Origin of the sequence: Gallaecimonas pentaromativorans (genome assembly GCF_003751625.1) — a bacterium.
GTDB classification, from domain to species: domain Bacteria; phylum Pseudomonadota; class Gammaproteobacteria; order Enterobacterales; family Gallaecimonadaceae; genus Gallaecimonas; species Gallaecimonas pentaromativorans.
The window spans coordinates 393,409-419,006 of sequence record NZ_RJUL01000002.1 but is presented as its reverse complement, the minus strand read 5'-3'; the positions used below and the strand labels follow the sequence as shown (position 1 = coordinate 419,006).

Annotated in this window: 23 protein-coding genes and 11 tRNA genes; 18 read left to right on the top strand and 16 right to left on the bottom strand. The window is 58.3% G+C overall.

What is annotated here, in order from left to right:
* Positions 1-70: 70 nt before the first annotated feature.
* Positions 71-610 (top strand): GNAT family N-acetyltransferase, encoded by a 540-nt coding sequence (locus EDC28_RS04815; protein WP_050657616.1) that lies wholly within the window; start codon positions 71-73, stop codon positions 608-610.
* Between the two features lie 27 nt (positions 611-637).
* Here the strand turns inward: EDC28_RS04815 and EDC28_RS04810 are convergent, their stop codons facing one another.
* Positions 638-1,744 (bottom strand): amino acid permease, encoded by a 1,107-nt coding sequence (locus EDC28_RS04810; protein ID WP_170164032.1) that lies wholly within the window; start codon positions 1,742-1,744, stop codon positions 638-640.
* 111 nt (positions 1,745-1,855) lie between these two features.
* Here EDC28_RS04810 and EDC28_RS04805 point away from each other — a divergent pair, with 111 nt between their 5' ends.
* The 3 genes from EDC28_RS04805 to EDC28_RS04795 are packed head-to-tail and all read left to right on the top strand — an operon-like array spanning position 1,856 to position 3,380.
* Complete coding sequence (locus EDC28_RS04805; RefSeq protein WP_050657618.1) at positions 1,856-2,350, top strand: cupin domain-containing protein; 495 nt, start codon at positions 1,856-1,858, stop codon at positions 2,348-2,350.
* Positions 2,347-2,880 (top strand): hypothetical protein, encoded by a 534-nt coding sequence (locus tag EDC28_RS04800; RefSeq protein WP_123420839.1) that lies wholly within the window; start codon positions 2,347-2,349, stop codon positions 2,878-2,880. The genes EDC28_RS04805 and EDC28_RS04800 overlap by 4 nt, the downstream gene beginning before the upstream one ends.
* Positions 2,880-3,380 carry a hypothetical protein gene (locus tag EDC28_RS04795; RefSeq protein WP_050657620.1) on the top strand — a complete coding sequence of 167 codons (501 nt, stop codon included), beginning with the start codon at positions 2,880-2,882 and terminating at the stop codon, positions 3,378-3,380. Before EDC28_RS04800 ends, EDC28_RS04795 begins: the two co-directional genes overlap by 1 nt.
* A gap of 13 nt (positions 3,381-3,393) precedes the next feature.
* Here EDC28_RS04795 and EDC28_RS04790 read toward each other — a convergent pair whose 3' ends face one another.
* Entirely contained in the window at positions 3,394-4,464 is a 1,071-nt protein-coding gene (locus EDC28_RS04790; protein ID WP_123420838.1) for a M35 family metalloendopeptidase, read from the bottom strand.
* A 178-nt stretch (positions 4,465-4,642) separates the two neighbouring features.
* On the opposite strand from EDC28_RS04790, the gene EDC28_RS04785 reads away from it, so the two are divergent.
* The 5 genes from EDC28_RS04785 (at position 4,643) to EDC28_RS04765 (ending at position 10,911) form a co-directional block, all read left to right on the top strand.
* Positions 4,643-5,317 carry a GntR family transcriptional regulator gene (locus tag EDC28_RS04785; RefSeq protein WP_123420837.1) on the top strand — a complete coding sequence of 225 codons (675 nt, stop codon included), beginning with the start codon at positions 4,643-4,645 and terminating at the stop codon, positions 5,315-5,317.
* Complete coding sequence (locus tag EDC28_RS04780; protein WP_123420836.1) at positions 5,310-5,780, top strand: DUF2919 family protein; 471 nt, start codon at positions 5,310-5,312, stop codon at positions 5,778-5,780. Before EDC28_RS04785 ends, EDC28_RS04780 begins: the two co-directional genes overlap by 8 nt.
* 2 nt (positions 5,781-5,782) lie before the next feature.
* A complete protein-coding gene (locus EDC28_RS04775) occupies positions 5,783-6,094 on the top strand; it encodes a DUF6122 family protein (RefSeq protein WP_050657624.1) in 312 nt (103 codons plus the stop codon).
* 513 nt (positions 6,095-6,607) lie between these two features.
* Complete coding sequence (locus EDC28_RS04770) at positions 6,608-8,977, top strand: glucose/quinate/shikimate family membrane-bound PQQ-dependent dehydrogenase (protein WP_123420835.1); 2,370 nt, start codon at positions 6,608-6,610, stop codon at positions 8,975-8,977.
* Between the two features lie 275 nt (positions 8,978-9,252).
* A complete protein-coding gene (locus EDC28_RS04765; protein ID WP_050657625.1) occupies positions 9,253-10,911 on the top strand; it encodes an FMN-binding glutamate synthase family protein in 1,659 nt (552 codons plus the stop codon).
* Between the two features lie 61 nt (positions 10,912-10,972).
* Here EDC28_RS04765 and EDC28_RS04760 read toward each other — a convergent pair whose 3' ends face one another.
* Positions 10,973-13,306, bottom strand: a complete 2,334-nt coding sequence (locus EDC28_RS04760) for a glucose/quinate/shikimate family membrane-bound PQQ-dependent dehydrogenase (protein WP_123420834.1) — start codon at positions 13,304-13,306, stop codon at positions 10,973-10,975.
* 290 nt (positions 13,307-13,596) lie between these two features.
* Here EDC28_RS04760 and ppiC point away from each other — a divergent pair, with 290 nt between their 5' ends.
* Complete coding sequence (gene ppiC, locus EDC28_RS04755) at positions 13,597-13,890, top strand: peptidylprolyl isomerase PpiC (RefSeq protein ID WP_211355719.1); 294 nt, start codon at positions 13,597-13,599, stop codon at positions 13,888-13,890.
* A 23-nt stretch (positions 13,891-13,913) separates the two neighbouring features.
* Here ppiC and EDC28_RS04750 read toward each other — a convergent pair whose 3' ends face one another.
* From EDC28_RS04750 to EDC28_RS04725, 6 genes are all read right to left on the bottom strand, one after another.
* Positions 13,914-15,443, bottom strand: a complete 1,530-nt coding sequence (locus EDC28_RS04750; RefSeq protein ID WP_244946540.1) for a glycoside hydrolase family 27 protein — start codon at positions 15,441-15,443, stop codon at positions 13,914-13,916.
* A gap of 412 nt (positions 15,444-15,855) precedes the next feature.
* Positions 15,856-15,931: transfer RNA gene (locus tag EDC28_RS04745), tRNA-Val, on the bottom strand.
* 132 nt (positions 15,932-16,063) lie between these two features.
* A tRNA-Val gene (locus EDC28_RS04740) sits at positions 16,064-16,139 on the bottom strand.
* Between the two features lie 218 nt (positions 16,140-16,357).
* Positions 16,358-16,433, bottom strand: a tRNA-Val gene (locus EDC28_RS04735).
* 132 nt (positions 16,434-16,565) lie between these two features.
* Positions 16,566-16,641, bottom strand: a tRNA-Val gene (locus EDC28_RS04730).
* Between the two features lie 154 nt (positions 16,642-16,795).
* Positions 16,796-16,871 (bottom strand) — tRNA-Val (locus tag EDC28_RS04725).
* Positions 16,872-17,041: 170 nt separating this feature from the next.
* Here EDC28_RS04725 and gltX point away from each other — a divergent pair.
* The 8 genes from gltX to EDC28_RS20100 all read left to right on the top strand — a co-directional run bounded on the left by gltX (position 17,042) and on the right by EDC28_RS20100 (position 20,434).
* Positions 17,042-18,454, top strand: coding sequence for a glutamate--tRNA ligase (gene gltX / locus EDC28_RS04720; protein ID WP_123420833.1), 1,413 nt, complete (start codon positions 17,042-17,044; stop codon positions 18,452-18,454).
* Between the two features lie 78 nt (positions 18,455-18,532).
* Positions 18,533-18,608, top strand: a tRNA-Ala gene (locus EDC28_RS04715).
* 89 nt (positions 18,609-18,697) lie between these two features.
* Positions 18,698-18,773: transfer RNA gene (locus tag EDC28_RS04710), tRNA-Ala, on the top strand.
* A 121-nt stretch (positions 18,774-18,894) separates the two neighbouring features.
* Positions 18,895-18,970: transfer RNA gene (locus tag EDC28_RS04705), tRNA-Glu, on the top strand.
* 6 nt (positions 18,971-18,976) lie between these two features.
* Positions 18,977-19,052: transfer RNA gene (locus EDC28_RS04700), tRNA-Ala, on the top strand.
* A gap of 121 nt (positions 19,053-19,173) precedes the next feature.
* Positions 19,174-19,249, top strand: a tRNA-Glu gene (locus EDC28_RS04695).
* A 155-nt stretch (positions 19,250-19,404) separates the two neighbouring features.
* A tRNA-Ala gene (locus EDC28_RS04690) sits at positions 19,405-19,480 on the top strand.
* Positions 19,481-20,269: 789 nt separating this feature from the next.
* Positions 20,270-20,434 (top strand): hypothetical protein, encoded by a 165-nt coding sequence (locus EDC28_RS20100; RefSeq protein WP_170164031.1) that lies wholly within the window; start codon positions 20,270-20,272, stop codon positions 20,432-20,434.
* On the opposite strand, the gene EDC28_RS04675 is transcribed toward EDC28_RS20100, so the two are convergent.
* The 7 genes from EDC28_RS04675 to pxpB are packed head-to-tail and all read right to left on the bottom strand — an operon-like array spanning position 20,431 to position 25,570.
* Entirely contained in the window at positions 20,431-21,027 is a 597-nt protein-coding gene (locus tag EDC28_RS04675) for an arylesterase (RefSeq protein ID WP_123420830.1), read from the bottom strand. The two genes, EDC28_RS20100 and EDC28_RS04675, sit on opposite strands and share 4 nt — an antisense overlap.
* 14 nt (positions 21,028-21,041) lie before the next feature.
* The gene (pcp, locus tag EDC28_RS04670) at positions 21,042-21,677 is read right to left on the bottom strand and encodes a pyroglutamyl-peptidase I (RefSeq protein ID WP_244946539.1); all 636 of its coding nucleotides are present in this window, start codon (positions 21,675-21,677) and stop codon (positions 21,042-21,044) included.
* Entirely contained in the window at positions 21,674-22,615 is a 942-nt protein-coding gene (locus EDC28_RS04665; RefSeq protein ID WP_123420828.1) for a DUF979 domain-containing protein, read from the bottom strand. Before EDC28_RS04665 ends, pcp begins: the two co-directional genes overlap by 4 nt.
* The gene (locus EDC28_RS04660) at positions 22,612-23,310 is read right to left on the bottom strand and encodes a DUF969 domain-containing protein (protein WP_123420827.1); all 699 of its coding nucleotides are present in this window, start codon (positions 23,308-23,310) and stop codon (positions 22,612-22,614) included. Before EDC28_RS04660 ends, EDC28_RS04665 begins: the two co-directional genes overlap by 4 nt.
* Complete coding sequence (locus EDC28_RS04655) at positions 23,307-24,062, bottom strand: 5-oxoprolinase subunit PxpA (RefSeq protein ID WP_123420826.1); 756 nt, start codon at positions 24,060-24,062, stop codon at positions 23,307-23,309. Before EDC28_RS04655 ends, EDC28_RS04660 begins: the two co-directional genes overlap by 4 nt.
* Complete coding sequence (locus EDC28_RS04650; protein WP_123420825.1) at positions 24,034-24,945, bottom strand: 5-oxoprolinase subunit C family protein; 912 nt, start codon at positions 24,943-24,945, stop codon at positions 24,034-24,036. The genes EDC28_RS04655 and EDC28_RS04650 overlap by 29 nt, the downstream gene beginning before the upstream one ends.
* Positions 24,938-25,570 (bottom strand): 5-oxoprolinase subunit PxpB, encoded by a 633-nt coding sequence (gene pxpB / locus EDC28_RS04645; protein ID WP_123420824.1) that lies wholly within the window; start codon positions 25,568-25,570, stop codon positions 24,938-24,940. The genes EDC28_RS04650 and pxpB overlap by 8 nt, the downstream gene beginning before the upstream one ends.
* Positions 25,571-25,598: the final 28 nt, after the last annotated feature.

The following is a 25,598-nucleotide window of genomic DNA, read 5'->3' as shown; positions in this document are numbered from 1 at the left end:
TCAGGGGATTGTCTCGGGGGCCGGTGATTTGTTAACTTCAAGCAATCCCACTGCGCCGAGAACCACCACCTTGCCCGTACTACCCCAGTTTCGTTTGGCCCACCTCGACGATGCCGCTGCCATCGCCGATCTGTTGGTGCGTGCCTGGCAGCAGAGCTATCGCCAGTTTCTGCCCGCGGAATTTCTGGAAAAACTCAATGCCGTTGGGCGCTTAGGGCTGGTAGAAGGCCTGCTGCGCCAGCCTTTGAGCCAGACCTGGTTGGTGGAAGACGACGGCCAGCTGCTGGGGTTTGTCAACACCGGCCGCTCCCGCGACCCGGATGTATCTCGCCGCACCACCGCCGAGCTGCGCGCTTTGTACCTGGACCCGGAAATGATTGGCGGCGGCCTGGGCTCAAAACTCTTGGACAAAGCCCTGGTTGCCCTTCGTGAGCAGGGGTTTGTGTCGCTGAATTTGTGGGTGCTGGAAAATAACCAGGCCGGCATCAAGTTCTGGCTCAAGCACGGTTTTAAAGAAGACGGCTGTCACCGCATTGAAGAGCGCGACGGCACCGAGCTCAAGCAGCTTAGGCTGCACCGGCTACTGAATAAAGCCATCGGCAAACAGTAAACAAAAAAGCGGCCAAGGCCGCTTTTTTCATCCCGCCAACTGGGCTGCAAACACCAGCGCCGCCGCCACTAACAGCAGGGCACCCTCGGGGTGCCTTTTTTGTTGGAGGCTCATTACCGCCGGCAGCACCAGCGCCATAAAGGCCAGAGCCAGGGCGGCAAAGCCCAAGGCGCTGATAAAGGCATTGGGGTAGAAAAGGGCCACTGCCAGCGGCGGGATGAAGGTCAGCAGCGCGGTCTGGCTGCGCCCGGCCAGGGAGCTTTGGCGGTTAAAAAGTGCCGCCAGAAAATCGAACATCCCCACCGCTACTCCAAGGAAAGAGGTGGCCAGGGCCAAGTCGGCAAAGAGGTGAATACATTGGCTGAGCCAGCCTTGCTGCTGGTGGGTAAGGGCCCCTATCAGCACCTCAAGCTTGCCGTCGGTGGCGGCCAGGGCCTCTGGGGTGAGGCTACCCAGCACCACCGCCTGCCAGACAAGGTACAGCGCCAGCGGCAGCAGCGTGCCCCAGGTGATGGCCAGGCGCAGCTTTTGGCGGTCCTTTTCCAGGTAGTTAACCAAGGTGGGCAAGGAGCCGTGGTAGCCAAAGGCGGTGTAGATGATGGGCAGGGCCGCCAGGGGCATGACGCCGCCCTGACTAAGGCTGGCGCCGTCGATGCTTGGCATTAGCCCGGCGATAACCAGCGCCAGCGCCACCATTTTCAGGCTAAACAGCAAGCGGTTGGAAATATCCACCACCTGGGTGGAGAACATCACCAACAGCCCTACCACCAGCGAGGCTAAAAGCGCCGCCAACCCCTGGCCGAAGCCAAGGCTGGCGCCAATCAAACTGGCGCTGCCGGACACATAAGCGGCCATCAGCGCGTAGTAGAGCATGCCCATGGCCAGCGCCACCAAGACCCGCCCCATAGGGCCAAAGGCCTTACGGCCAAGAGCGTCGAGCGAAGCGGGGCCAGCTAAGGCAATGCAGTGGTCAATCATCATCCAGGCGGCCTTGACGGCCAGCAGCGCAAAGACCACCAGCAGCAGGCTGCTTAAGGCAAAACCCAGTTTGGCGGTGGCAAGGGGCAGGGCAAGCATGCCGGCACCGATGGTGGTACCGGCCACGATAAGGGCTGAACCCAGGGTTTTGTTCATCCGAACCTCGAGGGCGGGCATGGCGCGGCGCTTGTAAGGGGCTTGTTAAAAGGCCGGGCTTCGTTGTTAGAATGGTGCTCACACTAAAAGACCCAAACAGTGGGGTCAAGCATGGCCAACAGTCCGGTTATCAACATTCAGAAACTGACGTACCGCAGCCACAGCCATGGCGACGAGTATTTCGCCAGGGTGGCCTCGGTGGCACAAGCCATTGGCGCCAAGGAGCTGGGATTTCGGGTGGTACGGGTTCAGCCGGGCAAAAAAGCCTGGCCGCGCCATGCCCATCTTAACAACGAGGAGATGTTCTTTATCCTCGAAGGCAGTGGCACCTTGCTGATGGGTGAGCAAAGCCACCCGGTGCAGGCCGGGGATTTTATCTCCTGCCCGGCAGGGCCGGATAACGCCCACCAGTTGGTTAACTCCGGCCTCAAAGAGCTGGTGTATCTGGCGGTCTCCACCATGAAGCAGCCCGATGTGATGCTTTATCCCGATTCCGGTAAATACGGGGTGGTGGCGGGCTGCGCGCCGGGTGGGGACAGCAAGGAGCGCAGCTTTGCCATTTTTGGGCGCAGCAACCAAGGCCTTAACTATTGGGACGGCGAATGAATAAATCGGTACTGTTACTCGTTAGTTTGCTGGCGGCCCTGCCGGCTTGGGCCCAGTTTGATGGGCTGGCGCCGGCCCTTGCCAAGCTCAAGGCCGCCACTCTTGCCCAGGATGCTCAAACCCTGGTGGCCATGACCCACCCCAAAGCCATTGCTGCCCAAGGGGGCGAAGAGGCCGCGCTTATCAATGCCCAGGAGAGTTTTTTAAACCTCGAGCGGCGCGGTCTTAAGCAAAGCGCCTTGACCCTCGATACCCCCACCCAGTTTTACCCCTCCAAGGATGATTGGGTGGCCTTTGTGCCCATCCACAGCCGTTTGGAGAGCAAAAACCAGGTGGTGAGTGAAGACGGCTACCTTATCGCCGTTCGCCCCAAACAAGACGGTAGCGCCTGGCATTTTATCGACGGCGCCGGGGTTGAGGTGCCGCAGCAGATCTTTGATTATTTCCCGGGATTGCCGCCAGACATTTCCATTCCCAAAAAAAGCAGTAAGATCCGCCTCATCACGCCCTGGACGCCGAGTAAAAAGTAATGAAAACCCTGCAATGGCAAGGTCAATGGCAGCAGCATCAAATCGAGGTGCAGGTGCTGCCGAGGTTGCTGCTGACCGAAGTGAGATTGCTGATTGACGGCGAAGAGCGGGACAAATCCTTGCTGTTTCGCACTTTAAAACCCCATCAGCTGTGCGCCCTGGCCATCCCCAAGGCCGCCATGGGCCTGGTGGAAGTGAGCTTTGACGGCGCCACCCTGGCGGTATCGGCCAATGGTGAGGTGCTGACCGACAGCGCCCCGCTGTCGAGCCCAGTGCCAAGGGCCCTGGCAGAGAAAAACGCGCTTTTTAACGGCCTTGGCATTTTTGCCATCGCCAGCCTGTTTCTGCTGATTTTCAACGTCTTTGCCCAAGGCTTTCCGTTTCAGGTGATGCCGTCGTTCAACCCGCCTTTGGTGCTGGGGCTGGTGATGGCGCTTTACTACTACGCCGACACCAAAAAACGCATCAGCTTTCGCCAATCATTAAAAAAGGCGCCTTAAGGCGCCTTTTTTATCAGGGCAGGCTCGGCGTGTTCTCAGCAAAATACTCGTGAGAATCGGCGTTCTGAATGGCCTGCGACGGGCTCGACAGGGCCAGGGATTTGGCGCCTGACTGGCCGTAGACGATATCGTCGGTACCGGCCACCACGTTGAAGTGGCTCAGCTCGTGGACAATGGTGCCGGCCTTGGAGTCGGTGCCGTTGGTGGGCGCTGACCAAAAGGCGTTACACAGATAAATGGTGTAGGGCTGGCTTGGGTAAACGTAGGCGTAGGCGCTGTCGTTACAGGCGCAGTTGAACACCAGCGGCTTGGTGCTGGCAGCATTGGCGATGGCCGAGAAATGGCTGGTCACGGTGCTGTAGCGGCTGCTGCTGTAGGTGCCAAACCAGGTTTTGTAACGGGTTGAGCCGCTGGGGTTGCTGTTGCCTTGCAGGTAAGCCAGGGCAGCGTTACTGATAGACTGAGCCGCGCTCACCGCATTGTTGATACTGGATTTCTCGCTGTTGGTACAGCTGCCTTGGTAACCGATGCTGCTGATGCCGATATCCGCCACCATGGGCTGCTTAATGGCAATGCCTTTATCTTCAACACCATCGACCCAGAAACTGATGCTGGCCGAGCGCAGCACTTCAGGGCGGGCCAGCAGGGTTTGCTTGAGCGACGGAGTGTCGGCCCCGGCCTGCTCGACCTCATAGCTCACCGCATAGCTGCCAGCTTGGCTCATGTCATAAAAGGCAGACAAATCCAGCTGTTGGCTAAGGCTCTGGCCCGCTTTGATGGTCACATAGTCTTTGGCGGTGGGGGCAGGGCGCTTGTAGTGGCGGCCGATGTATTCCACCGCTTTGCCGTCACGGGTTACGGTAAAGAGGTTGTCGGCAAGGGCGCCGTCTTCTGCGGTAAACCAGCGCAGGATTTTTACGTCCTTCTTGCCGGTATTGGTAAAGCTGATGGTTAGCTCGGTGGGGCTGGCACCGCTGCTGGCCAGGGCGTCGGCGGCTTTCAGGCCCACTTGCAGATCGGCAGCCTGGGCCAGGCTGCACACACCGCTCAAAAGCGTTGCCGAGATAAGGGCGGTTTTCTTCATGTTGTGTCCTCCATTGCATATTGTCAGCGCCTTCATGGCGCCGGTTATTGTTGCCTCCTTACCTTGGTTGAGTTGACGGTTGGTTAAAAGATGTCTTTTTGTGGTGTTGTTTTTGCCGATGGAGCCGCATAAAAGAAGCCGATATACTGGCCCGATTGTCTGCCTTTTTGCATCGACCATGAGCAGTAAGCCCGCGACCACCATTCATAAAACCCGCACCGCTTTTGTCCTCGACAGCCTGCGCGACCGCATTTTGTCCGGCGAGCTAAAAGCCGGTGAGCCGCTGCGCCAAAATCTCATCGCCGAGAGCCTGAATGTCAGCCGTATTCCGGTGCGCGAGGCCATGATGCAGCTGGAGGCCGAAGGCCTTATCGACTTCGAGGCCCACAAGGGCGCGCGGGTGACGCCCTTGTCGGTAGAGCAGGCCGAGGAATTGTTTGATATCCGGCTGCTGATTGAGCCGGATCTGCTGGCGCGCTCCATTCCGCACCTCAGCGCCCTTGATTTGTACCAGTCCCAGGGCTTTTTGCTGCAAATGGATGCCGCCCTCAAGGAAGACTCCATCCAAAACTGGGCCGGCCTTAACCGCCAGTTTCACCTGAGCCTGTACGTGGGTGCCAACCGGCCACGGACCCTGGAGCTGATCCAAAACCTCAATCTCCATGCCGACCGCTACGTGCGCCTGCACCTGATGCTGGACGGCGGTGTCCAACGGGCCGAGGGCGAACACGAAGCGCTGCTGGCCTGTTGCCGCGAGCAACGCATAGATGACGCGGTAGAGCGCCTTCGCCACCATATCCGCGACGCCAAGCAGGACGTGCTGAATATGATCCACGCCAATCGCCATGGTTGAGCCGGTATTTCACCCAGGGCAGTTGGACGCCAAAGGCCTCTTTAAACTGCCAAGGGCCCTTTGGATCTTGCTGTTCTGGCTGCTGCGCTACCCCATCATCTGGCTGGGCTCGTTGATGGGCGGCGCCAGTGGTGGCGCCTTTTTGGAGTTACTGATGCCCGATTTTAGCCAAGCCTGGCCGCAATTGTTGCCGGCCATCCCGGCGCTGCTGTGCCTGTGGCTGAACGGTCTTCGTCAAGTAGACAGCAAAGACGGCTTTTGGTGGGCCTGGCGCCAGCAAGGCTGGCTGCTGAAAGTGGCGATGCTGGCCGACCTTGGCCTGGTGGTGTTTGACATCAGCCAGGGCCATGGCGATTACAATCCCTGGCAGGCCATCCAACTGGCGGTAAGCAGCTGGGGCCTGGTGTATCTCTTTAGCTCGCGCTACCTGCCACAGCTGTGGCGTGACCGCCCGCAAAGCTGAGCATGCTGTCGAGCAACCTGCACATGGTGCTGCACTTTCTGGTGCCGCTGGTGGTGGCACTGGTGTTTTGGCGTGCCCAGTGGAAGAGGGCGCTGCTGGTGATGTGGGCCACCATGCTGGTGGATGCCGACCATCTACTAGCCACCCCGGTGTTTGACCCGCTGCGCTGCTCCATCGGCTTTCACCCCCTGCATCAACCCTGGGCCATTGCCCTTTATCTGGTATTGGCGCTGCTGCCCAAAACCCGCTGGGTGGGGGTAGGGCTGCTTATTCACATGGCCCTCGATGGCTTGGACTGCCTTAAATTGATTTAAAAAATAAAAAGTATGCTGGTATTACCAGAGTGTTTTCTTTGTTTAAAAATAATTCATTGTTTCACTTTTTAAGCAATTGAACCGTTTTTGGTTTTTTATAAACGGACTTTTACAATAAGCGTTCTTTATCAGTTAATTGTTTATAGCTATCATCACCGTCTTAAACAATTTCCCTAATTGCCGAGACAGGCAAAGGCGAATTGTTCTTCTGCCACCCTACATTTCACTCCCGAGCCGGGCGTCGGCCACCCAAGGTGGTCGCTGATAAGGTGCCAAAGCGCCAAGCCAGGCCGGAGCGCAACAAGACAATCAGCGGTTTCAAGACCTGCCAGTACAGGCGGCTGCCCGATGTGGTGACAAGCAATGTCACTTTCGGGTAAAGCTCGCCATGGCGTTTTCGATTAAAAACGGTGATTACGTCAACGTAAAAGGCGGGTTTGTTTTACTGAGGATTGTCGTCTTAACTTATATTTCTAGGTGTCGCGCTTTACGCCTTCATTAATGGTTGGTTATATGAAAAGCAACGAGTCCAATTCCAGTTTACTGGTAACGTTAACGGTAATCTTTGCCGCACTTACCGGGCTGTATTTATTCGCCGGGGGCATCTGGCTTATCGCCATCGGTGGTTCCTGGTATTACCTTATTGCCGGTATCTTGATGCTGGCAGTGACGGTGCTGCTGAAAAAACGCAAGGCCGCCGCCTTGCTGCTTTATGCCGTGCTGCTGCTGGGCACCATGATCTGGGGCCTGGCGGAAGTTGGCTCCGATTTCTGGGCCCTGACGCCACGCTGCGACGTGCTGGTGTTTTTCGGCATCTGGCTGATGCTGCCGGTTATCTGGCGCAAGCTCACCGCGCCCTCAAAGCTGGCCTACCCGGCCCTTGGCTCGGCGCTGGTGATTAGCGGCGTTATCCTGGCCTACGCCGTGTTCAACGATCCGCAGGAAATCAACGGCGAGCTGCCTACCGCAGCCAGCGGCCCGGTGGTTGACACCGAGGTTGCCGACGGCGACTGGAGCGCTTACGGGCGCACCCAGGAGGGCCAGCGTTACTCGCCCCTTAAGCAGATCAATGCCGATAACGTGCACGAGCTTAAGCAAGCCTGGGTGTTTCGCACCGGCGACATGAAGCGCGCCAGCGATCCGGGTGAGATAACCGACGAAGTAACTCCGCTTAAGGTGGGCAACACCCTGTACCTGTGTACCCCGCACCAGATGCTGTTTGCCCTGGATGCGGCCACCGGCCAAAAGAAATGGGTGTTCGATCCGAAGCTCAAGACCGACCCGTCCTTCCAGCACGTAACCTGCCGCGGCGTGTCTTATCATGCCTTTGCCGCCGATGACGCCCGCCTCAAGGGCGGCGCCTGCAGCCGGCGCATTTACCTGCCGGTCAACGACGGTCACCTCTATGCCGTGAATGCCGACACCGGCGCCCTTTGCGATGATTTTGCCGACAAAGGCGTGCTGGATCTGCAAGACCGTCAGCCGGTGCAAACCTCCGGCATGTACGAGCCGACCTCGCCGCCCATTGTGACCGACCAGACCATCGTCGTGGCTGGCGCTGTTACCGACAACTTCTCTACCCGCGAGCCCTCCGGCGTTATCCGCGGCTTTGACATTGTCACCGGTGCTCTGAAGTGGGCCTTTGACCCAGGCGCCAAAGATCCCAATAAGATCCCAGGCGAGGGCGAGCACTACACCTTCAACTCTCCCAACTCCTGGGCGCCTTCTGCCTACGATAAAAAGCTGGATCTGGTCTATATCCCTACCGGCGTCACTACCCCCGATATCTGGGGCGGTAACCGCACCCCGGATCAGGAGCGCTACGCCAGTGCCATTTTGGCCCTCAATGCCACCACCGGTAAGCTGGCCTGGTCTTATCAGACCGTGCACCATGACCTGTGGGACATGGACATTCCGTCCCAGCCGACCCTGGCCGACATCAAAGACAAAGACGGTAATGTTGTACCCGTGGTGTATGCCCCGGCCAAAACCGGCAACATCTTTGTGCTAGACCGCCGTAACGGCAAGCTGGTGGTACCGGCTCCGGAGAAAGCGGTGCCCCAGGGCGCCGCCAAAGGCGACTACGTCTCCCCAACCCAGCCCTTCTCTGACTTGAGCTTCAGGCCCAAAGAGAACATGAGCGGCGCCGACATGTGGGGCGCCACCATGTACGACCAACTGGTGTGCCGGGTTATCTTCCACAAGCTGCGTTATGACGGCATCTTCACTCCGCCGTCCGAGCAGGGCACCTTGGTGTTCCCCGGCAACCTCGGCATGTTTGAGTGGGGCGGTATCTCGGTTGACCAAAGCCGTCAGGTGGCCATTGCCAACCCCATGGCGCTGCCTTTTGTGTCGCGCCTGATGCCCCGCGGCCCAGGTAACCCCATGGAGCCCGAGCCGGGCGCCAAAGGCTCCGGTACCGAGTCTGGTATCCAGCCGCAATACGGCGTGCCTTATGGCGTGACCCTCAACGCCTTCTTGTCGCCTTTGGGCCTGCCTTGCAAGCAGCCGGCCTGGGGCTATTTGACCGGTGTTGACCTTAAAACCAACAAGGTGGTGTGGAAAAAACGCCTGGGTACAGTGCGTGACAGCTCACCGCTGCCTTTGCCGTTCCGCATGGGCATGCCGATGCTGGGCGGCCCCATCAGCACCGCCGGTAACGTCATCTTTATCGGCGCCACTGCCGATAACTACCTGCGCGCCTTTAACATGACCAACGGCGAGCAGCTGTGGCAGGCCCGCCTGCCGGCTGGTGGCCAGGCTACCCCCATGACCTATTCGGTCAATGGCAAGCAATACGTGGTGATTGCGGCCGGTGGTCACGGCTCCTTCGGCACCAAAATGGGCGACTACATCGTTGCCTACGCCTTGCCGGATAAATAAGTATTCGCCTGTTGAAAAACGTCCCTTTTGGGGCGTTTTTTTATGGCATTAACAAAGGGCTGAAACGCTCTCTTACAGCCAAAAGACTGTTAACCGGTTGCAATGTCCTTATGCTAAGTGGAGCCGCAATTTGAGTGAGGGCGGTAAAGGCCGGGGAAGCTGCCTTTGCCGGGACACTTGACTGAGCTTTCTTGCTGGCACAGCCTGTCTGCTATGCAGCGGGCCGTCGCCAACGAGTACGGCCTTATAAGTCACTTTTTCAAGGACAATAACGGATGAAATTATCACTGCTGAGCCGCTACGCCTTCTTTGGCGGCTGCATTCTTATTACCCTGCTGGTTATTCCCTTTCTGTCCCAGCATCCGGGGCTGTGGGCGCTGTTTATCCTGACTGGCCTGTTGACCCTGGTGGGCATTCACGACCTCCGCCAGGAGCGCCATTCGGTGTGCCGTAACTACCCGGTACTGGGCCATATCCGTTTTCTGGTGGAGTTTATCCGCCCGGAAATTCGCCAATACCTGCTGGAAGGGGACGACGAAAAACTGCCTTTTTCCCGAGCCCAGCGTTCATTGGTGTATGCCCGCGCCAAGAATGAAGGGGGCGAAAAGGCCTTTGGCACCCTGGTGGATGTGTACAAGCCGGGCTTTGAATTTATCGGCCATTCCATGCGACCGTTGCCGGTGAAAGACCCTATCGAATTTCGAGTGCAGATTGGCGGGCCTCAGTGTCGCCAGCCGTACTCGGCCTCCATTTTCAATATCTCCGCCATGAGCTTCGGGGCGCTGTCAGCCAACGCCATTCGCGCGCTCAATAAAGGCGCCAAGATGGGTAATTTTGCCCACGACACCGGCGAGGGCAGCATCAGCCCTTATCACCGTGAATTTTGTGGCGACCTTATCTGGGAGCTGGGTAGCGGTTACTTTGGCTGCCGTAATGATCAGGGCGGCTTTGACCCGCACAAGTTTGAAAGCCAGGCCCAGGACCCCCAGGTCAAGATGATTGAAATCAAGCTCAGCCAAGGGGCTAAGCCAGGCCACGGCGGCATCTTGCCCAAGCACAAGATCACTGCTGAGATCGCCGCCACCCGTGGTGTGCCCATGGACCGCGACTGTGTGTCACCCTCTAGCCACAGCGCCTTTTCCAACCCTACCGAACTGATGCACTTTATTGCCCAGCTGCGTGAGCTGTCGGGAGGCAAACCGGTGGGCTTTAAGCTGTGCCTGGGCCACCCCTGGGAGTTTATGGGCATCGCCAAGGCCATGCTGGAGACCGACATTCTGCCCGACTTTATCGTTATCGACGGTAAGGAAGGGGGCACCGGCGCGGCGCCAAGGGAGTTTTCCGACAACATCGGCCTGCCGCTTCGCGAAGGCTTGCTGTTTGTTCACAACACCCTGGTGGGCATTAACTTGCGGGACAAAATCAAGCTGGGGGCCTCGGGCAAGATTGTCTCGGCCTTTGATATTGCCAGCATCATGGCCATCGGCGCCGATTGGGTGAATGCTGCCCGCGGCTTTATGTTCGCCATCGGTTGTATTCAGTCCCAGTCTTGCCATACCAACAAGTGCCCCACCGGGGTGGCAACCCAGGATGCTCTGCGCCAACAGGCGCTGGTGGTGCCGGATAAAGCGCAGCGGGTCTATAACTTTCACCGCAATACCCTCCATACCTTTGCCGAAATGCTGGCTGCCGCCGGCATCGACTGCCCCAGTGACATCGGCCCTCACCACCTGGTACGCCGCACCAGCACCACTGAGGTGCGTTTGTTCTCGCAGATCCACGTCTTTCTCAAACCCGGCGAGCTGCTGGATGAGAGCTTTGAAGGGGAGTTTTATTCGAGGATGTGGAAAATGGCCCGGGCTGACAGCTTCGATGCCTGCAATATCGACGTGCTGCCCTCGGCCCGCGCCGTGCGTGGCAAGATGGCGCTCTAGCGCTAAGAGCAGCGCAACAAAAAGCCCGGCAGATGCCGGGCTTTTTTACAGGGCCTGTCTTTTAGTGCTTGAGCTTGTAGGCCACCACGTAGTCGCCGATGGTGGTACCGATGGAGCCGTGGCCCCCGGCAACCTGCACCACCATTTGCTCGCCTTTGCTGTTGACGTAGGTCATGGGGGTGGCTTGGCCGCCGGCGGGCAAGCGAGCCTGCCACAGCACCTTGCCGGAAGTCAGGTCGTAGGCGCGGATGTAATCATCCACCGCCGCTGACATAAACACTACGCCACCGGCTGTAATAACCGGGCCGCCGATGCCGGGTACGCCCATCTTGATGGGCAAGGGCAGGGGGGTCATGTCGTGGATGGTGCCGTTTTTGTGCTGCCACACTTTTTTACCGGTGCTCAAGTCCACCCCGGCCACATAGCCCCAGGGGGGCTGCTGGCAGGGCACGCCAAGGGGCGACAAGAAGGGCTTCATATCAACTGCATAAGGGCCACCTTCGTTGGCGTTAAGACCGTGCTCCCCTTGGTTGGCCGGGCCCAGATCGCCGCCGTCCTTTTTCACCAGGGTGGAGGTAAAGGCCAGGTACAGCGGCATGCCAAACATGACCTGGCGTTTAGGGTCTACCGCCACGCTGCCCCAGTTGAAGACCCCAAAGTTACCGGGGAAGACAATGGTGCCCTTGGTAGAGGGGGCCGTGTACTGCCCTTGGTAGTTGAGGGTTTTAAACTCGATGCGGCACCACAGCTGGTCCAGCGGGCTGGCGCCCCACATGTCCGACTCTTTGAGGGTCGGCGGCTTGAAGTTAAGTGCTGAACTGGGCTGGGTGGGCGAGGTGTGGTCGCCAGGAATATCGGTGCCTTGGGGGGCTGGCTCTTCGGTGATGGGGAAGATGGGCTGGCCGGTGGCCCGGTTCAGCACATAAACGTCCCCTTGCTTGGTGGGTACCACCAGCGCCGGCTCCAGGCCATTTTTGGTTTGCAGATCCAGCAATACCGGTTGGGCAGGGGTGTCCATGTCCCACAGATCGTGGTGGATAAACTGCTGCACCCAGGCAGGTTTACCGGTGTCGAGGTTGAGCGCCAACACCGAGCTGGCGTATTTCTCCTCGGCAGGGCTTCGGTACATGCCCAGTTGGTCCGGGGTGCGGTTACCCATGGGGAAGTAGGCCAGGTCCAGTTTCTCGTCGGCACTGGCCACAGACCAGCTGTTGGGGGAGCTGGGGGTGTAGACCTCGCCAGCGCCCAGAGGGGCGGTTTGGTCCGGGTTACCGGAGTCGAAATTCCACAGCAATTGGCCGGTACGAGCGTCAAAGGCGCGGATCACCCCGGAGGGGGAGTTGACCGCGTAGTTGTCGTTCACCGAGCCTGCGACAATCACCTTGCCCTTGGCCACCAACGGCGGCGAGGTGGAGTAGTAATAGCCGTGCTGCTTAAAGGGCATGTGCTGGGTGAGATCAAGCACGCCCTCGTCAGCAAAGTTCTGGCAGCGAGCGCCGGTTGCCGGGTCCAGGGCGATGAGTTTGGCATCAGAAGTCGGCAAGAACAGCTCGGCATCGCAGGCAATGGGCGCCAGCGACTCGGACGGCGCGTCCATCACCTTGGCCACCGGCAATTGGCCGGAAGTGCCGGGCAGATAGGACACGCCGCGGCAGGTTTGGTGCTGGCGCTGCAGATCTGGCTCAATGGCTGCCTTGTACTGCCACACCTTTTTACCAGAGTCGGCGTCCAGGGCTACCAACCAGTTATGGGGGGTACACAGATAAAGGGTGTTGCCCAGCTTAAGAGGGGTCGCTTCGTAGGTGGTTTCGCCTACGTCCCCCGGGCCTTTTTTATCGCCCGTCTGGTATTGCCAGGCAAGCTCCAGATTGCTGACGTTAGCGGGGGTGATTTGGTCCAGGGGCGAATAGCGCTGGCCCATGTTGCTGCGGCCATAGGCTTGCCAGCCGTCAGCGGGGGCGTCGCCAAGATTGGGGGCTGCGACCTTGATTTCGGTGCTGAGCTCGCCATCAATCTTGTGTTTGTCCACCAAGGTAGAGGCGAGGGTGCCCACCACTAACACGGCCCAAACCGGCAGCAGTACCTTGACGCCGCCTTTATTGCTTTTGGTGGCCAGCAGCAGCGGAATAGCCAGGATCAGGAACAGGCCCATGCGGGTGGCAAGAGGCCACCAGTCGTAACCCGATTCCCACAATGCCCAAACGGCGGTTGCCACCAGGAACGCCGCGTAAAGCAAGCGGGCCGAGGTGCGGCGGTTTTTGGTGAGGGCGCCCACCACCAGCAGTACCAGGCCGGTGATGGCGTAGTACCAACTGCCGCCCAGGGCTATCAGCCAGACACCGCCAACCAGCAGCGCCAGGCCGATGAAGAGAAAGAGGAGGGAAAAGATAATCATAATACAATAATCCTTATTTTAAGGCGTGGTAAAACTACCACATATCAGCCCATGATTTCAGGGATAACTGCATTGATACAGCCTAGGCTTTTTGCCAGAAAATGAAAGTACGACAATAGGTTGCGTTCATGTGTACACAGTTTTTCAGCAATTGCAAAAACTATGTGGTAAGGCGTTGTACGTTTCTTGGCTGTCAAAAGATGGCTGGCTACGAACAATGCGAAAGCCATGGCGGTCTTGGCGGCTAAGGCTGGCGGTGGGACAATAGCGGCCTTAGCAAGAGGAGCAAAATGATGGCCACAGCCAGCGCATATCACATTCTGGTGAAAACCCAGCAAGAGGCCGAGAAGCTGCTTGAACAGCTGAAAAAAGGGGCCGACTTTAACAAGCTGGCCAAGCAGCATTCCTTGTGCCCCTCCAAGCGAAGAGGCGGTGACTTAGGGGAGTTTCGCAAGGGCGATATGGTCAAAGCCTTTGACAATGTGGTCTTTAAAAAGCCGCTTTTTGAAGTGCATGGCCCGGTGAAAACCAAGTTTGGCTGGCATCTCATTAAAACGGTGTACCGCTCCACTGATATCAAATAAAAAAGGCCGCTAAGCGGCCTTTTTTACAGCGCGTTGCCACTGACCTTAAGTAGTGCCGCACCATGGGCTGGAAGCGTAATGTGCCGGGTGTCTGTGACCAGCGGTTGGTGTGCCCAAAGGTCGCGAAGGGTCGCCAGTTGGCTTAAACCGGCGTCTTTGGCGCTAAATTCGATGCTCTGGGGTTTATCGGTGCGGTTAAAGAGCGCCAGGGCAACGGCGCCGCCAGCAAGGGGCTTGACCCAAATCTCAGCGCCGTCTTCTTTTCGAACCGCTTGCCCCTGGATCCCCAGGGCGTCTTGGTCGATGGCGATCACTTCGGGGTTTTCCAGCAGGCTGGCGGTTTGCCGGTCCATGTTGCGAAGGTCGTGGCCCATCAATAGCGGCGCGGCTGACATGGCCCATAGGGTCATGTGGGTGCGGTATTCTTCAACACTCATGCCGCCGTTGCCCACTTCCAGCATGTCCGGGTCGTTCCAGCCGCCGGGGCCGGCATGTTGGGGGCTGCCGTTGCCATCAAAGCCGAGCTTGGCCATTACCTGATACTTATCTTCAATGTCGCCTGTGGTGCGCCACAGGTGGCCACCGACATTTCTCCCCCAACTGCCGACATCGCCGCGGCCGTATTCGCAAAGGCTATAGACGATGGCGCGGCCGGTGGCGCGCAGTGCCTGGCCCATCTCTTGGTAGCTGGCACGGATCTGCTCGGCGCTTTGATAGAAGGCCTCGCCCGAGCACAGATCGTATTTCAAATAATCAATGCCCCAGGCGGCGTAGGTGGCGGCGTCTTGCTGAATATGGCCGTAGCTGCCCTCGTAACCGGCGCAGGTTTTGGGGCCAGGAGAGCTGTAAATCCCCAGTTTGAGGCCCTTGCCATGCACGTAATCGGCCAGGGCTTTCATATCGGGAAAGCGGGAGTTGGGCCGAATTTGGCCATCGGCGCCGCGCTGGCCTTGCCAGCCGTCGTCGATATTGATGTAGCGATACCCGGCGTCGCGAAGGCCGGAGCTGACCATGGCATCGGCAATTTCGCGCACTGTTTTATCGTCGATGTGATCGGCAAACTTGTTCCAGCTGCTCCAGCCCATGGGCGGTGTTTGGGCAAGGCCATCAGGCTTTAGCTCGGCATAAGGGGGCAGGGCGGTTAGATGAAAGCGGCGCTTTTCGGCGTCGGCTTGGCTGCCACGCACCGCATCGTTATCGAGCTTGCCGTACCAGACCTCGCCAGTGACATGGAGCTTGTCGCCGTCAAGGCGAGCCGTCCAGGTTTTAACCGGGACCCGGGCATTGCCATTGAATATACCAAAGGTGGCCACCCCGTCTTTCACTGCCAGGTCTTTCATCGGCATGGGGCCGTACCAGTCGGTGGTCATGGTGCCGGTGTAACCATCTCCCTGGGCCTTTATCTCTATCATTCGCACCCCGGGGAAGTCCTGAACCTCTTTACCAAAAAGCCAGACCCCGGCTAGCGGGCTGGCCTGCTGGCTTTGGCAAGCAGACAGCGCCAAGGCTGCTAGCAGGCTGACACCTGCCATAGGGAAGTAACGCATGATCATCGCCGATTCCTTTTTGTATACGGTATATAAAATACCATTAACACAATCAGCGGAGTATTCACAAGCGGCAAGGGTAGGGAGAGGAGGCCCTTCAACAGGGTGGATGGCACCGGGTTGGGCCTGTTACCCGGTTCTTGTATCGGCAGGAGGTACTGCACCTAGATCACCCAAAGTCAGAAAAGCAAAAGCCACCCGAAGGTGGCTTTTTAATATGGTGGGTGATACCGGATTGGACCTGTTACCCCCGGTTCTTGTATCAGCGGGAGGTGCTGCACCTTGGCAATCGTAATAAAGCAAAAAGCCACCCGAAGGTGGCTTTCTAATATGGTGGGTGATACCAGATTTGAGCCTGTTATCCCCGGTTCTTGTATCAGCGGGAGGTGCTCTCGCGGAAGACAAAAACCAATTTATATGGTGGGTGATACCGGGTTCGAACCAGTGACCCCCTCCTTGTAAGGGAGGTGCTCTCCCAGCTGAGCTAATCACCCTAAATCTGTGGTGGCGTCCTGGGAAGCGTGACGACACGTTGTATATGGTGGGCGATACCAGGTTTGAGCCTGTTATCCCCGGTTTTTGTATCAGCGGGAGGTGCTCTCGCGAAAGACAAAAACCAATTTATATGGTGGGTGATACCGGGTTCGAACCAGTGACCCCCTCCTTGTAAGGGAGGTGCTCTCCCAGCTGAGCTAATCACCCTAAATCTGTAGTGGCGTCCTGGGAAGAGTGACGACACGTTGTATATGGTGGGTGATACCAGCTTCGAGCCTGTTATCCCCGGTTCTTGTATCCGCGGGAGGTGCTCTCGCAGAAGACAAAAACCAACTTGTATGGTGGTGATACCAGGTTTGAGCCTGTTATCCCCGGTTCTTGTATCAGCGGGAGGTGCTCTCGCAGAAGACAACAACCAATTTATATGGTGGGTGATACCGGGTTCGAACCAGTGACCCCCTCCTTGTAAGGGAGGTGCTCTCCCAGCTGAGCTAATCACCCTAAATCTATAGTGGCGTCCTGGGAAGCGTGACGACACGTTGTATATGGTGGGCGATACCAGATTTGAGCCTGTTATCCCCGGTTCTTGTATCGGCGGGAGGTGCTCTCGCAGAAGACAAAAACCAATTTATATGGTGGGTGATACCGGGTTCGAACCAGTGACCCCCTCCTTGTAAGGGAGGTGCTCTCCCAGCTGAGCTAATCACCCTAAATCTGTAGTGGCGTCCTGGGAAGACTGACGACACGTTTTAATTTGGCTGGCAGGTTCCTCGAGAGGAATAGGGTGGGAAATATCGAGTTGGACTCGTTATCCCCGGTTCTTGTATCAGCGGGAGGTACTTTCCCTATCTAAACAAGAACAGTGGTGGGTGATACCGGGTTCGAACCAGTGACCCCCTCCTTGTAAGGGAGGTGCTCTCCCAGCTGAGCTAATCACCCCTGCCATGTGGAGCGGTATTATAGGGAGGGCTTTTTCACTGTCAACCCAATTCACCGCAACCCCGCTTGAATGCTGAATTTTTCAGCGCCTTGGGTGTTTGGGTCCCTTGGTTGCGGTGCTAGAATAAGCCCCTTGTCCCGCTCCGGCCTTTCAACAGATAAGTGTGTCCATGAAAGTCAAAACTCGCTTTGCTCCCAGTCCTACTGGTTTTCTTCACGTTGGCGGCGCCCGCACCGCTCTGTATTCCTGGCTGTTCTCCCGCCATCACCATGGCGAGTTTGTGCTGCGTATTGAAGACACCGATCTGGAACGTTCCACTCCAGAAGCCATTGAAGCCATCATGGATGGCATGAACTGGCTGGATCTGAAATGGGACGAAGGCCCTTACTACCAAACCAAACGTTTTGACCGTTACCGCGATGTCATCGCGCAGATGTTCGAAGCCGGCACGGCTTATAAATGCTATTGCTCCGTCGAGCGCCTCGACGCCATGCGTGAAGAGCAAATGGCCAAGGGCGAGAAGCCCCGTTATGACGGCAAATGCCGCCATGACCACAGCGAGCATGGCAGCGACGAGCCGTTCGTTATCCGTTTCAAAAACCCCGAAGACGGCAGCGTTATCTTTGATGACCAAATCCGCGGCCCCATCGAGATTGGCAACAAGGAACTGGACGACTTAATCATCCAGCGCACCGACGGCAGCCCCACCTACAACTTCTGTGTGGTGGTCGACGACTGGGACATGGGCATCACCCACGTGGTGCGTGGTGAAGATCACATCAACAACACGCCGCGCCAAATCAACATCCTCAAAGCTCTGGGCGCGCCGGTGCCGGTGTATGCCCACGTGTCGATGATTTTGGGCGACGACGGTAAAAAACTCTCCAAGCGCCATGGCGCCGTGTCGGTCATGCAATACCGCGACGACGGCTACCTGCCCCAGGCGCTGCTCAACTACCTGGTGCGTCTGGGCTGGTCCCATGGCGACCAAGAAGTGTTCAGCATCCAGGAGATGGTCGAGCTCTTTACCCTCGAAGCGGTCAACAAAGCCGCCAGCGCCTTTAACACCGAAAAGCTCAACTGGCTGAACAACCACTACATCCGTACCTTGCCGGCAGCGGAAGTGGCCAAGTTCCTTGAGTGGCACATGGCTGACCAAGCCATCGACACCAGCAATGGCCCAAGCCTTGAGGCCGTGATTGCCGTGCTGGGTGAGCGGGTCAATACCCTCAAGGAACTGGCTGCCCAAAGCCGTTACTTCTTCGAAGACTTCAGCGAGTTTGAAGAAGGCGCCGCCAAGAAACACCTGCGCCCCGTGGCCAAAGAGCCACTGGAGCTGGTGCAGGCGAAGCTGGCCGCACTGAGCGACTGGACAGTTGAAGCCATCCACGACGCCATCCAAGGTACCGCCGACGAACTGGGTGTGGGCATGGGCAAAGTGGGCATGCCGCTGCGCGTTGCCATCACCGGCGCCGGCCAGTCTCCGTCGCTGGATGTGACCGCGCACCTTATCGGTAAAACCCGCTGCCTGGCCCGTCTGGACCAAGCCGTTGATTTTATCGCCAAACGCGCCGCTGACTGACAAAAGCGTGTTGACAGGAAAATAGGGGCTGCATAGAATGCGCCTCGCACTGAAGGGGAGCACGCCTCCCCTATCATTGGGGCTATAGCTCAGCTGGGAGAGCGCTTGCATGGCATGCAAGAGGTCGGCGGTTCGATCCCGCCTAGCTCCACCAAATAAAGATTGCGGCTTCATAGCGGTAATCAGCTCTGAAAAGAGCAATAATTCGGCCTGCACCAGCAAAGCAGGTTGATACAAGATTTTGGGGTTATAGCTCAGCTGGGAGAGCGCTTGCATGGCATGCAAGAGGTCGGCGGTTCGATCCCGCCTAGCTCCACCAATTAAAACATCAGTTACCTAGAACTGATGGGGTGATAGACAGAATATGTCGCTCGGTTTTGCCAGCAAAACCTCACCTTACAAAATTTGCTGCGACGCAGTGCGTCGAAATCGCAAATTTTGTCCCCTTCGTCTAGAGGCCTAGGACACCGCCCTTTCACGGCGGTAACAGGGGTTCGAATCCCCTAGGGGACGCCACAATTTGGGGCTATAGCTCAGCTGGGAGAGCGCTTGCATGGCATGCAAGAGGTCGGCGGTTCGATCCCGCCTAGCTCCACCAAATAAAACATCAGTTACCTAGAACTGATGGGGTGATAGACAGAATATGTCGCTCGGTTTTGCCAGCAAAACCTCACCTTATAAAATTTGCTGCGACGCAGTGCGTCGAAATCGCAAATTTTGTCCCCTTCGTCTAGAGGCCTAGGACACCGCCCTTTCACGGCGGTAACAGGGGTTCGAATCCCCTAGGGGACGCCAATTTAGAACTGAGGTAATGCTTACCAGAAGCGTTCCCTAGGGGTGAGAAACCCTGCAGTTCGACTAAAACGCAACGCGTTTTAGAACAGCCGAAAGGCTGGCCCGAAGGGCGAAACGCGCCGCGTTTCGTAATCCCCGAGGGGACGCCACAATTTGGGGCTATAGCTCAGCTGGGAGAGCGCTTGCATGGCATGCAAGAGGTCGGCGGTTCGATCCCGCCTAGCTCCACCAATTAGGAACAAAGCGGATTTCGGTCATGCCGGAAAAGAGGTCGGTGGCAAAGGTTGCCCCGTTCGCTACCGCCTAGCTCCACCAAAAACAAAGGCCACTCATTCGAGTGGCCTTTTTCTTTTTCAGAACGGCAGAGCAACTGCCGCGCAATCAGAGCCTCGATAAAGAACTGCTGTATGAGCCGTCCCTGGCGCCGCCTGCCGGCTCGCACGTCCTGTGCTCGCGTAAAGCTGCGCCCAAAGCCGTGCTTCGGGCTTCGAGCTTTACCCCGCCTAGCTCCACCAATTAGGAACAAAGCGGATTTCGGTTATGCCGGAAAAGAGGTCGGCGGCAAAGGTTGCCCCGTTCGCTACCGCCTAGCTCCACCAAAAACAAAGGCCACTCGAAAGAGTGGCCTTTTTCTTTTTCAGAACGGCAGAGCAACTGCCGCGCAACCAGAGCCTCGATAAAGAACTGCGGTATGAGCCGTCCCTGGCGCCGCCTGCCGGCTCGCACGTCCTGTGCTCGCGTAAAGCTGCGCCCAAAGCCGTGTTTCAGGCTTCGAGCTTTACCCCGCCTAGCGCCACCAAACCCCAAGACCGCCTGCGGGAGTGGCCTTTTATGGGACTTATTACTGCGGGTGAGCCCATCTCAGGCAAGGCTGCTGCCTGCTGGCGTGGTCATATTGGTGCAGTGGGCTTCGGGTTTTAAGATTTACGCCGCGCTTTTATTGATCTGTTTTATGGAGAAAGCCCTGCTTGGGCAATAGGATAGAAGTGACATAACAATCAAGCAGCAAGGGTGGGCGTTATGGACGCATTCTGGGTTTCATTTGGCATTTTCTGCTTTGGCATTGCCATGCTGGGGTTTGGCTTTAACGACCGGGCCCAAAACTCCGGTGTGTTGATGATGTGGATAGGTACCCTCGCCATCCTTGGCTTGATTTGCTATCGCATCTTTGTGGCTATTGTTTAGCGAAGGGCGGGGCTCACATCCTGCCACACCGCTTCCATGATCAGCGGCTGGGCTTTGGCGGTGGGGTGAATGCCGTCGGCTTGGATCATGCCGTTATCAAGGGCGATGTCCTTACCGAAAAAGGGCAGCCAAGAAGCGCCAGTGGTGTCGGCAACGGTTTTAAAAGTGGCCTTGAAGCGGTCGAGGTAACGGGGGCCGTAATTGGGGGGTAGCCAAATCTCCATCACCATCACCTTGGCGCCCGCCTGCTGGCTGAGGCGGACCATCTTTTCGAGGTTTTCCTGCATGGTGGCGATGGGGTAGCCGCGCAGGCCGTCATTGCCGCCCAGCTCAATCAGCACCAGGGCCGGCTTTTGTTCCTTGAGGATGGCCGGCAGTCTTCTTAGGCCGCCGGCGGTGGTTTCGCCGCTGACGCTGGCATTGACCACCTGCCAGCCGTCGGCTTGGTCTTTAACCTTATCAGACAGCAGCTTGACCCAGGTTTGGTCGGTTTTAAGGCCATAACCGGCGCTCAGGGAATCGCCCATGATAAGCAGCGTCTTGCCCCAGCCAAAGGGACTGACAATCAGCAGCAATAACAGCAGTTTGCGCATGGCGGGTTCCTTTATCAGTGGGTGGTGCCGGCGCTGGTGTGAAGCTCATCGCCTCCGGCCAGCAGGGCATCAATCAGTACCTTCAGGGCGGTTATCTGCTCGGCAAGGGCCATGGCTGGGGCGTGGCCGTTACGCTCGGCCTGCTCCGGTAAAAAGGGAATATGGACAAACCCTACCGAAGGCCTAGAGAGAAGGCTTTGTGCCAGGTGGCAAGCGCCGAAGAATACATGGTTGCACACATAGGTGCCGGCACTGAACGATACCTGGGCCTCGATTTGCTTTTCCTTCAGGGCCGCTGTCAGGCGTTTAACCGGCAGTGAGGCAAAATAGGCGTTGGGCGCTCCTTCGATAACGGCGCTATCCACCGGCTGGGCACCGGCGTTGTCGGGAATGCGGGCGTCGTTGAGGTTGATGGCGACCTTTTCAAGGCTAATACCGCTTCGCCCACCGGCTTGGCCTACCGAAAGAATGATCTCTGGCTCCAGCGCCCTTGCCACATCCCCCAGCACCTCTAGGCTTTTATCAAACACGCAGGGCAGCATCAGGCTCACCACCGCGTCGCGGTAGCCCGCCAGGGCCTTTACCGCCTCCCAGGAGGGGTTGATAGGCTCGCCCCCGAAGGGTTCGAAGCCGGTCAGCAATATCTTCATAACAACCACCATAACAGCAGGATATTGGCCCCCAGCAACATCAGGCCGGTGGGCAACTGGGCTTTTATCACCCCATGCCGGTCGTCCAGTTCCAGCAAGGCGGCGGGTACCAGATTGAAGTTGGCGGCCATGGGGGTAATCAGGGTACCGCAGTAGCCGCTGAACATGCCGATGGCCGCCATCACGGCCGGGTTGCCGTGGTAATCGTTGATAAGAAAGGGAATGCCGACACCAGCGGTTATCACAGGGAAAGCGGCAAAGGCGTTACCCATGATCATGGTAAACACCGCCATGCCAATGGCGTAGGCGGCGATGGCCCAAAATTCCACGCCCTTGGGAAGCACCTCGCCCACCAGGCTTGCCACGCTGTCACCGACGCCGGCCTTGGCAAACAAAATGCCCAAGGTGGCCAACATTTGCGGTAGCAGCAGTGCCCAGCCGATGGCGTCTACCAGGCGGCTGTTTTCTTTGAGCCCTTGTAGGGGCGACTCGCGGGTGAGACGGCAGGCAAGGGCAAAGGCGATAACGCAAGCGATGCCGAGGCTCACCAGGGTGGCGTTGCCCGACACCCAGTCAAAGCCCTGCTCCTTTAGCCAGGGAAAAGCGAGGCTGCCGGCAAGAGTGATGGCCGGAATACAAAGGGCCGGCCAGAACAGACGGCTGCCAAGGCGCAGCGCCCCTTGCTCACGGGCCTTGGCGTCGGGTTCTTGATGGGCCTTGGGTTTAACGAGGTTAAGCCCCCCCAATAGCCCCATCAAAAGCACCAGAGCGCCGCACAGCATTGGCGGCAGCCAGTCGCCCAGTAAAAACAGTAGCCCATACAATCCCCAAAACAGGCTTGAGGCCAAGCGCCTGGGGTGGCTGTTATCCAGGGCCGTTAATACGGCGTTACCCAACAGCAAAACCCCGGCCAGGGCGTAGAAAAAACTGATACTCACCGCGGCCTCCGCAGCCAGCCTTTGGCCAGTTGTCTGTCTAAGTACAGCACCCGGCTGCCATGGATCAACAGCGCGCAAAGGGCGGTGGGAATGCCCCAAAAGGCGATATGCAGCGGCTCCACGTCAATGCCGTTTTCGGTGAGAAAGCTGTGCATCAGCATCACCGCGCCAAAGGCCACAAAGATGTCTTCGCCGAAAAAGAGGCCAACGTTGTCGGTAGCGGCGGCCATGGCGCGAAGCCTTTGCTGCTCTTCATGGCTGAGCGGGCCAAAGGCCTTGCCAGCAGCGCCTTCGGCCATGGGCGCCAGCAAGGGGCGCACCATCTGCGGGTGGCCGCCAAGGCTGGTAAGGCCGAGGGCGGCGGTGACTTCCCGGGCCAGCAGGTACAGCGCCAGCAGGCGCCCAGCGGAGATGCGTTTAAAGCGGCCAATCCAGTTGCCGGCTTGTTCGCGTAGGCCGTTACGCTCCAAAAGGCCGATAACGGCCAGCGGCAGTACCAAAATCAGGCTCAAAGTGCGGGTGTGGGTAAAACCTTCGCCCAGATAGCGCAGAATTTGGGTAAAGGGCAGGGCGGCGGCAAGGCCGGTTGCCACCCCGGCCAGGGTCACCACCAGCAACGGATTGGCGCGAAGGGCAAAGCCGACAACCACCACCAATACCCCCAGCAATGGCCAGTAGGAAACGGCGTCCATCAGGGGGCCTCGATATGAATGCCAAGGGCGCCAAGGCGCTGATGGAGGCGCTTGGCAAGGCTCAGGGCATGGGCGTTGTCCCCGTGCAGGCAGAGGGTCTGAGCGGCAAGGGCAACGGGCTGGCCGTTAGCGGCGATAACCTCACCGCGCTGCACCATGGCCAGCACCTGGGCTTGCACCTCGTCGTCGTCACTCAATACCGCCCCCGGCTGGCTGCGGGGCATCAGGCTGCCATCACTTAAATAGCGCCTATCGGCAAAGACTTCGGATACGCTCTCAAGCCCAATGTTTTGGGCCGCTTGAAGCGACAGGCTACCGGCCAGGCCATAGAGCTTGAGTTTAGGGTCGAGGGCCTTGACGGCTTTGGCGATGGCGCCAGCCAAGTCTGCGTCTTGGGCGGCCTGGTTATAGAGGGCGCCGTGGGGTTTGACGTGGTGCAATACCCCGCCCCTTGCCTCCACCAGGGCTTTGATAGCGCCGCATTGGTAGAGCACCAGGTCGAACACCGCATTGGGGCTCAGCGCCATGGGGGTGCGGCCAAAGTTGGCTTTATCGTCAAAGCTGGGGTGAGCGCCGATGGCGACGTTGTGCTCCAGGGCCAAGTCGATGGTGCGGGCGCTAAGGGCCACATCGCCAGCATGAAAGCCACAGCTGATGTTGGCCGAGCTCACCAGCGCCATCAGCTCCCGGTCAAAAGGCGCGCCTTCGCCAAGATCGGCATTAAAATCAATTCGCTGCAACGTACTGCTCCACATGCTTGAGGTAATCGCAGTGCTGCTGCCAGGCCTGGCGCGCCTCGTCCTGGGTGGTGGGGATAAAGCTTATTTGCCGCCCCGGGCCCAGTTGCCCCATCTGCCACAGATCGCTTGCCACGATCACCCCAAATACCGGGTAGCCGCCGGTGGCCTGGGCATCGACCCCAAGGATGATGGGCTGGCCATTGGCCGGCACCTGCACCGTACCTGGCACCACCCCGTGTGAGGGCAGCTCGTCCCCCACCAGCCGGTGCAGGCTGGGGCCAGCCAGGCGATAGCCCATGCGGTTGGCATCGGCAGTGATTTTCCAGTCGGTGTGCCAGAAAATGCCTTGGGCCAGTTTGTCGAAGGTTTGAAACTCCGGCCCCGGCAGCACCCTAAGGCGCCCGGTTTCCGGCACCCTCACATAAAGCGGGCCGTTAAAGTCACCGGCTGGTTGCCAATCAAGCTCCTCGCCGGTGGCAAGGGGCTTATTGAACCCCGAGCCCAGATCCACACTGGCAGAGCCCAGTACCTTGGGCGCAGCTATCTCGCCGCTCAGGGCCAGGTAGGCGCGAAAGCCGTGCTTGGGCTGGCGAAAGTGCAGAATTTGCCCGGGCTCGACCTTAAAACGCCAACCTGGGGTAATGGGCTCGCCGTTAAAGCTGGCGCCAAGGTCGGCGCCGGTCAGCGCTACCCAGCCGGCCTTTTTAAAGCGCAGCTGGGTCTGGCCGAAGGTGATTTCGATTGCCGGGGCGTCGGCCGGTTTTTTCAGCAGCAGATTGGCCACCGCCAGGGCCAAAGGGTCCATGGCGCCGCCAGCGGGTATCCCCTGGCTGCGATAACCGGGGCGGCCGCCGTCTTGGATGCTGGCCATGATGCCGCCTTTGAGCACTTCAATCACGGCTCACCTCAAACTGAATTTGGTCGCCGGGCTGCAACAGGGCCGGGGGCCTTTGGTTGATGTCAAAAAGCGGCGAGTCGGTGTAGCCGATGATCTGCCAGCCGCCCGGGCTTTGGCGCGGGTAAATACCGGTTTGCTGGCCGGCAATGGCCACGGCCCCGGCCGGTACCTGCAGCCTCGGCTCGGCGCGCCTTGGCATGGCCAGGCGTTTATCCATGCCGGTCAGATAGGCAAAGCCGGGCATAAAGCCGACAAAGGCCACCTCGTAAACCACCTGGCTGTGGCGGGCGATCACCTTATCTTCGGTAAGACCGGTGTATTCGGCAACCTGATGCAGGTCCGGCCCTTTGTAGCGCACCGGGATGCGGTGCAATTTGCCCACGTTGGCCGCTTCTGGTCGCTCTTGCCACAGCGCCAGCGCCTTTTGGGCCACCGGCGCCATGGGGCAGGCCGGGCTTTCCAGTAATAAGGTCAGGTTGCCCATGCCGGGCACGGTTTCGCTTACCCCTTGGCAAGCCGCCAGTTGTTTGGCCAACCAGTGCAACTGGCGCTGGGCCTGGGTATCGCACTGATCCAAGGTCAGCACCAGCGCCCTGTCTCCTAAGGCAGACCAGGTTAAATTCATAAAGATCCCCCAAATGTCATGGCCTTAA

What these genes read in the sequence shown, in the direction of transcription:
- EDC28_RS04810 (WP_170164032.1), bottom strand. Translation starts at nt 1,744, where the DNA reads ATGAACAAAACCCTGGGTTCAGCCCTTATCGTGGCCGGTACCACCATC.
- EDC28_RS04805 (WP_050657618.1), top strand. Translation starts at nt 1,856, where the DNA reads ATGGCCAACAGTCCGGTTATCAACATTCAGAAACTGACGTACCGCAGC.
- EDC28_RS04800 (WP_123420839.1), top strand. Translation starts at nt 2,347, where the DNA reads ATGAATAAATCGGTACTGTTACTCGTTAGTTTGCTGGCGGCCCTGCCG.
- EDC28_RS04795 (WP_050657620.1), top strand. Translation starts at nt 2,880, where the DNA reads ATGAAAACCCTGCAATGGCAAGGTCAATGGCAGCAGCATCAAATCGAG.
- EDC28_RS04790 (WP_123420838.1), bottom strand. Translation starts at nt 4,464, where the DNA reads ATGAAGAAAACCGCCCTTATCTCGGCAACGCTTTTGAGCGGTGTGTGC.
- EDC28_RS04785 (WP_123420837.1), top strand. Translation starts at nt 4,643, where the DNA reads ATGAGCAGTAAGCCCGCGACCACCATTCATAAAACCCGCACCGCTTTT.
- EDC28_RS04780 (WP_123420836.1), top strand. Translation starts at nt 5,310, where the DNA reads ATGGTTGAGCCGGTATTTCACCCAGGGCAGTTGGACGCCAAAGGCCTC.
- EDC28_RS04775 (WP_050657624.1), top strand. Translation starts at nt 5,783, where the DNA reads ATGCTGTCGAGCAACCTGCACATGGTGCTGCACTTTCTGGTGCCGCTG.
- EDC28_RS04770 (WP_123420835.1), top strand. Translation starts at nt 6,608, where the DNA reads ATGAAAAGCAACGAGTCCAATTCCAGTTTACTGGTAACGTTAACGGTA.
- EDC28_RS04765 (WP_050657625.1), top strand. Translation starts at nt 9,253, where the DNA reads ATGAAATTATCACTGCTGAGCCGCTACGCCTTCTTTGGCGGCTGCATT.
- EDC28_RS04760 (WP_123420834.1), bottom strand. Translation starts at nt 13,306, where the DNA reads ATGATTATCTTTTCCCTCCTCTTTCTCTTCATCGGCCTGGCGCTGCTG.
- ppiC (WP_211355719.1), top strand. Translation starts at nt 13,597, where the DNA reads ATGATGGCCACAGCCAGCGCATATCACATTCTGGTGAAAACCCAGCAA.
- EDC28_RS04750 (WP_244946540.1), bottom strand. Translation starts at nt 15,443, where the DNA reads ATGATCATGCGTTACTTCCCTATGGCAGGTGTCAGCCTGCTAGCAGCC.
- gltX (WP_123420833.1), top strand. Translation starts at nt 17,042, where the DNA reads ATGAAAGTCAAAACTCGCTTTGCTCCCAGTCCTACTGGTTTTCTTCAC.
- EDC28_RS20100 (WP_170164031.1), top strand. Translation starts at nt 20,270, where the DNA reads ATGGACGCATTCTGGGTTTCATTTGGCATTTTCTGCTTTGGCATTGCC.
- EDC28_RS04675 (WP_123420830.1), bottom strand. Translation starts at nt 21,027, where the DNA reads ATGCGCAAACTGCTGTTATTGCTGCTGATTGTCAGTCCCTTTGGCTGG.
- pcp (WP_244946539.1), bottom strand. Translation starts at nt 21,677, where the DNA reads ATGAAGATATTGCTGACCGGCTTCGAACCCTTCGGGGGCGAGCCTATC.
- EDC28_RS04655 (WP_123420826.1), bottom strand. Translation starts at nt 24,062, where the DNA reads ATGTGGAGCAGTACGTTGCAGCGAATTGATTTTAATGCCGATCTTGGC.
- pxpB (WP_123420824.1), bottom strand. Translation starts at nt 25,570, where the DNA reads ATGAATTTAACCTGGTCTGCCTTAGGAGACAGGGCGCTGGTGCTGACC.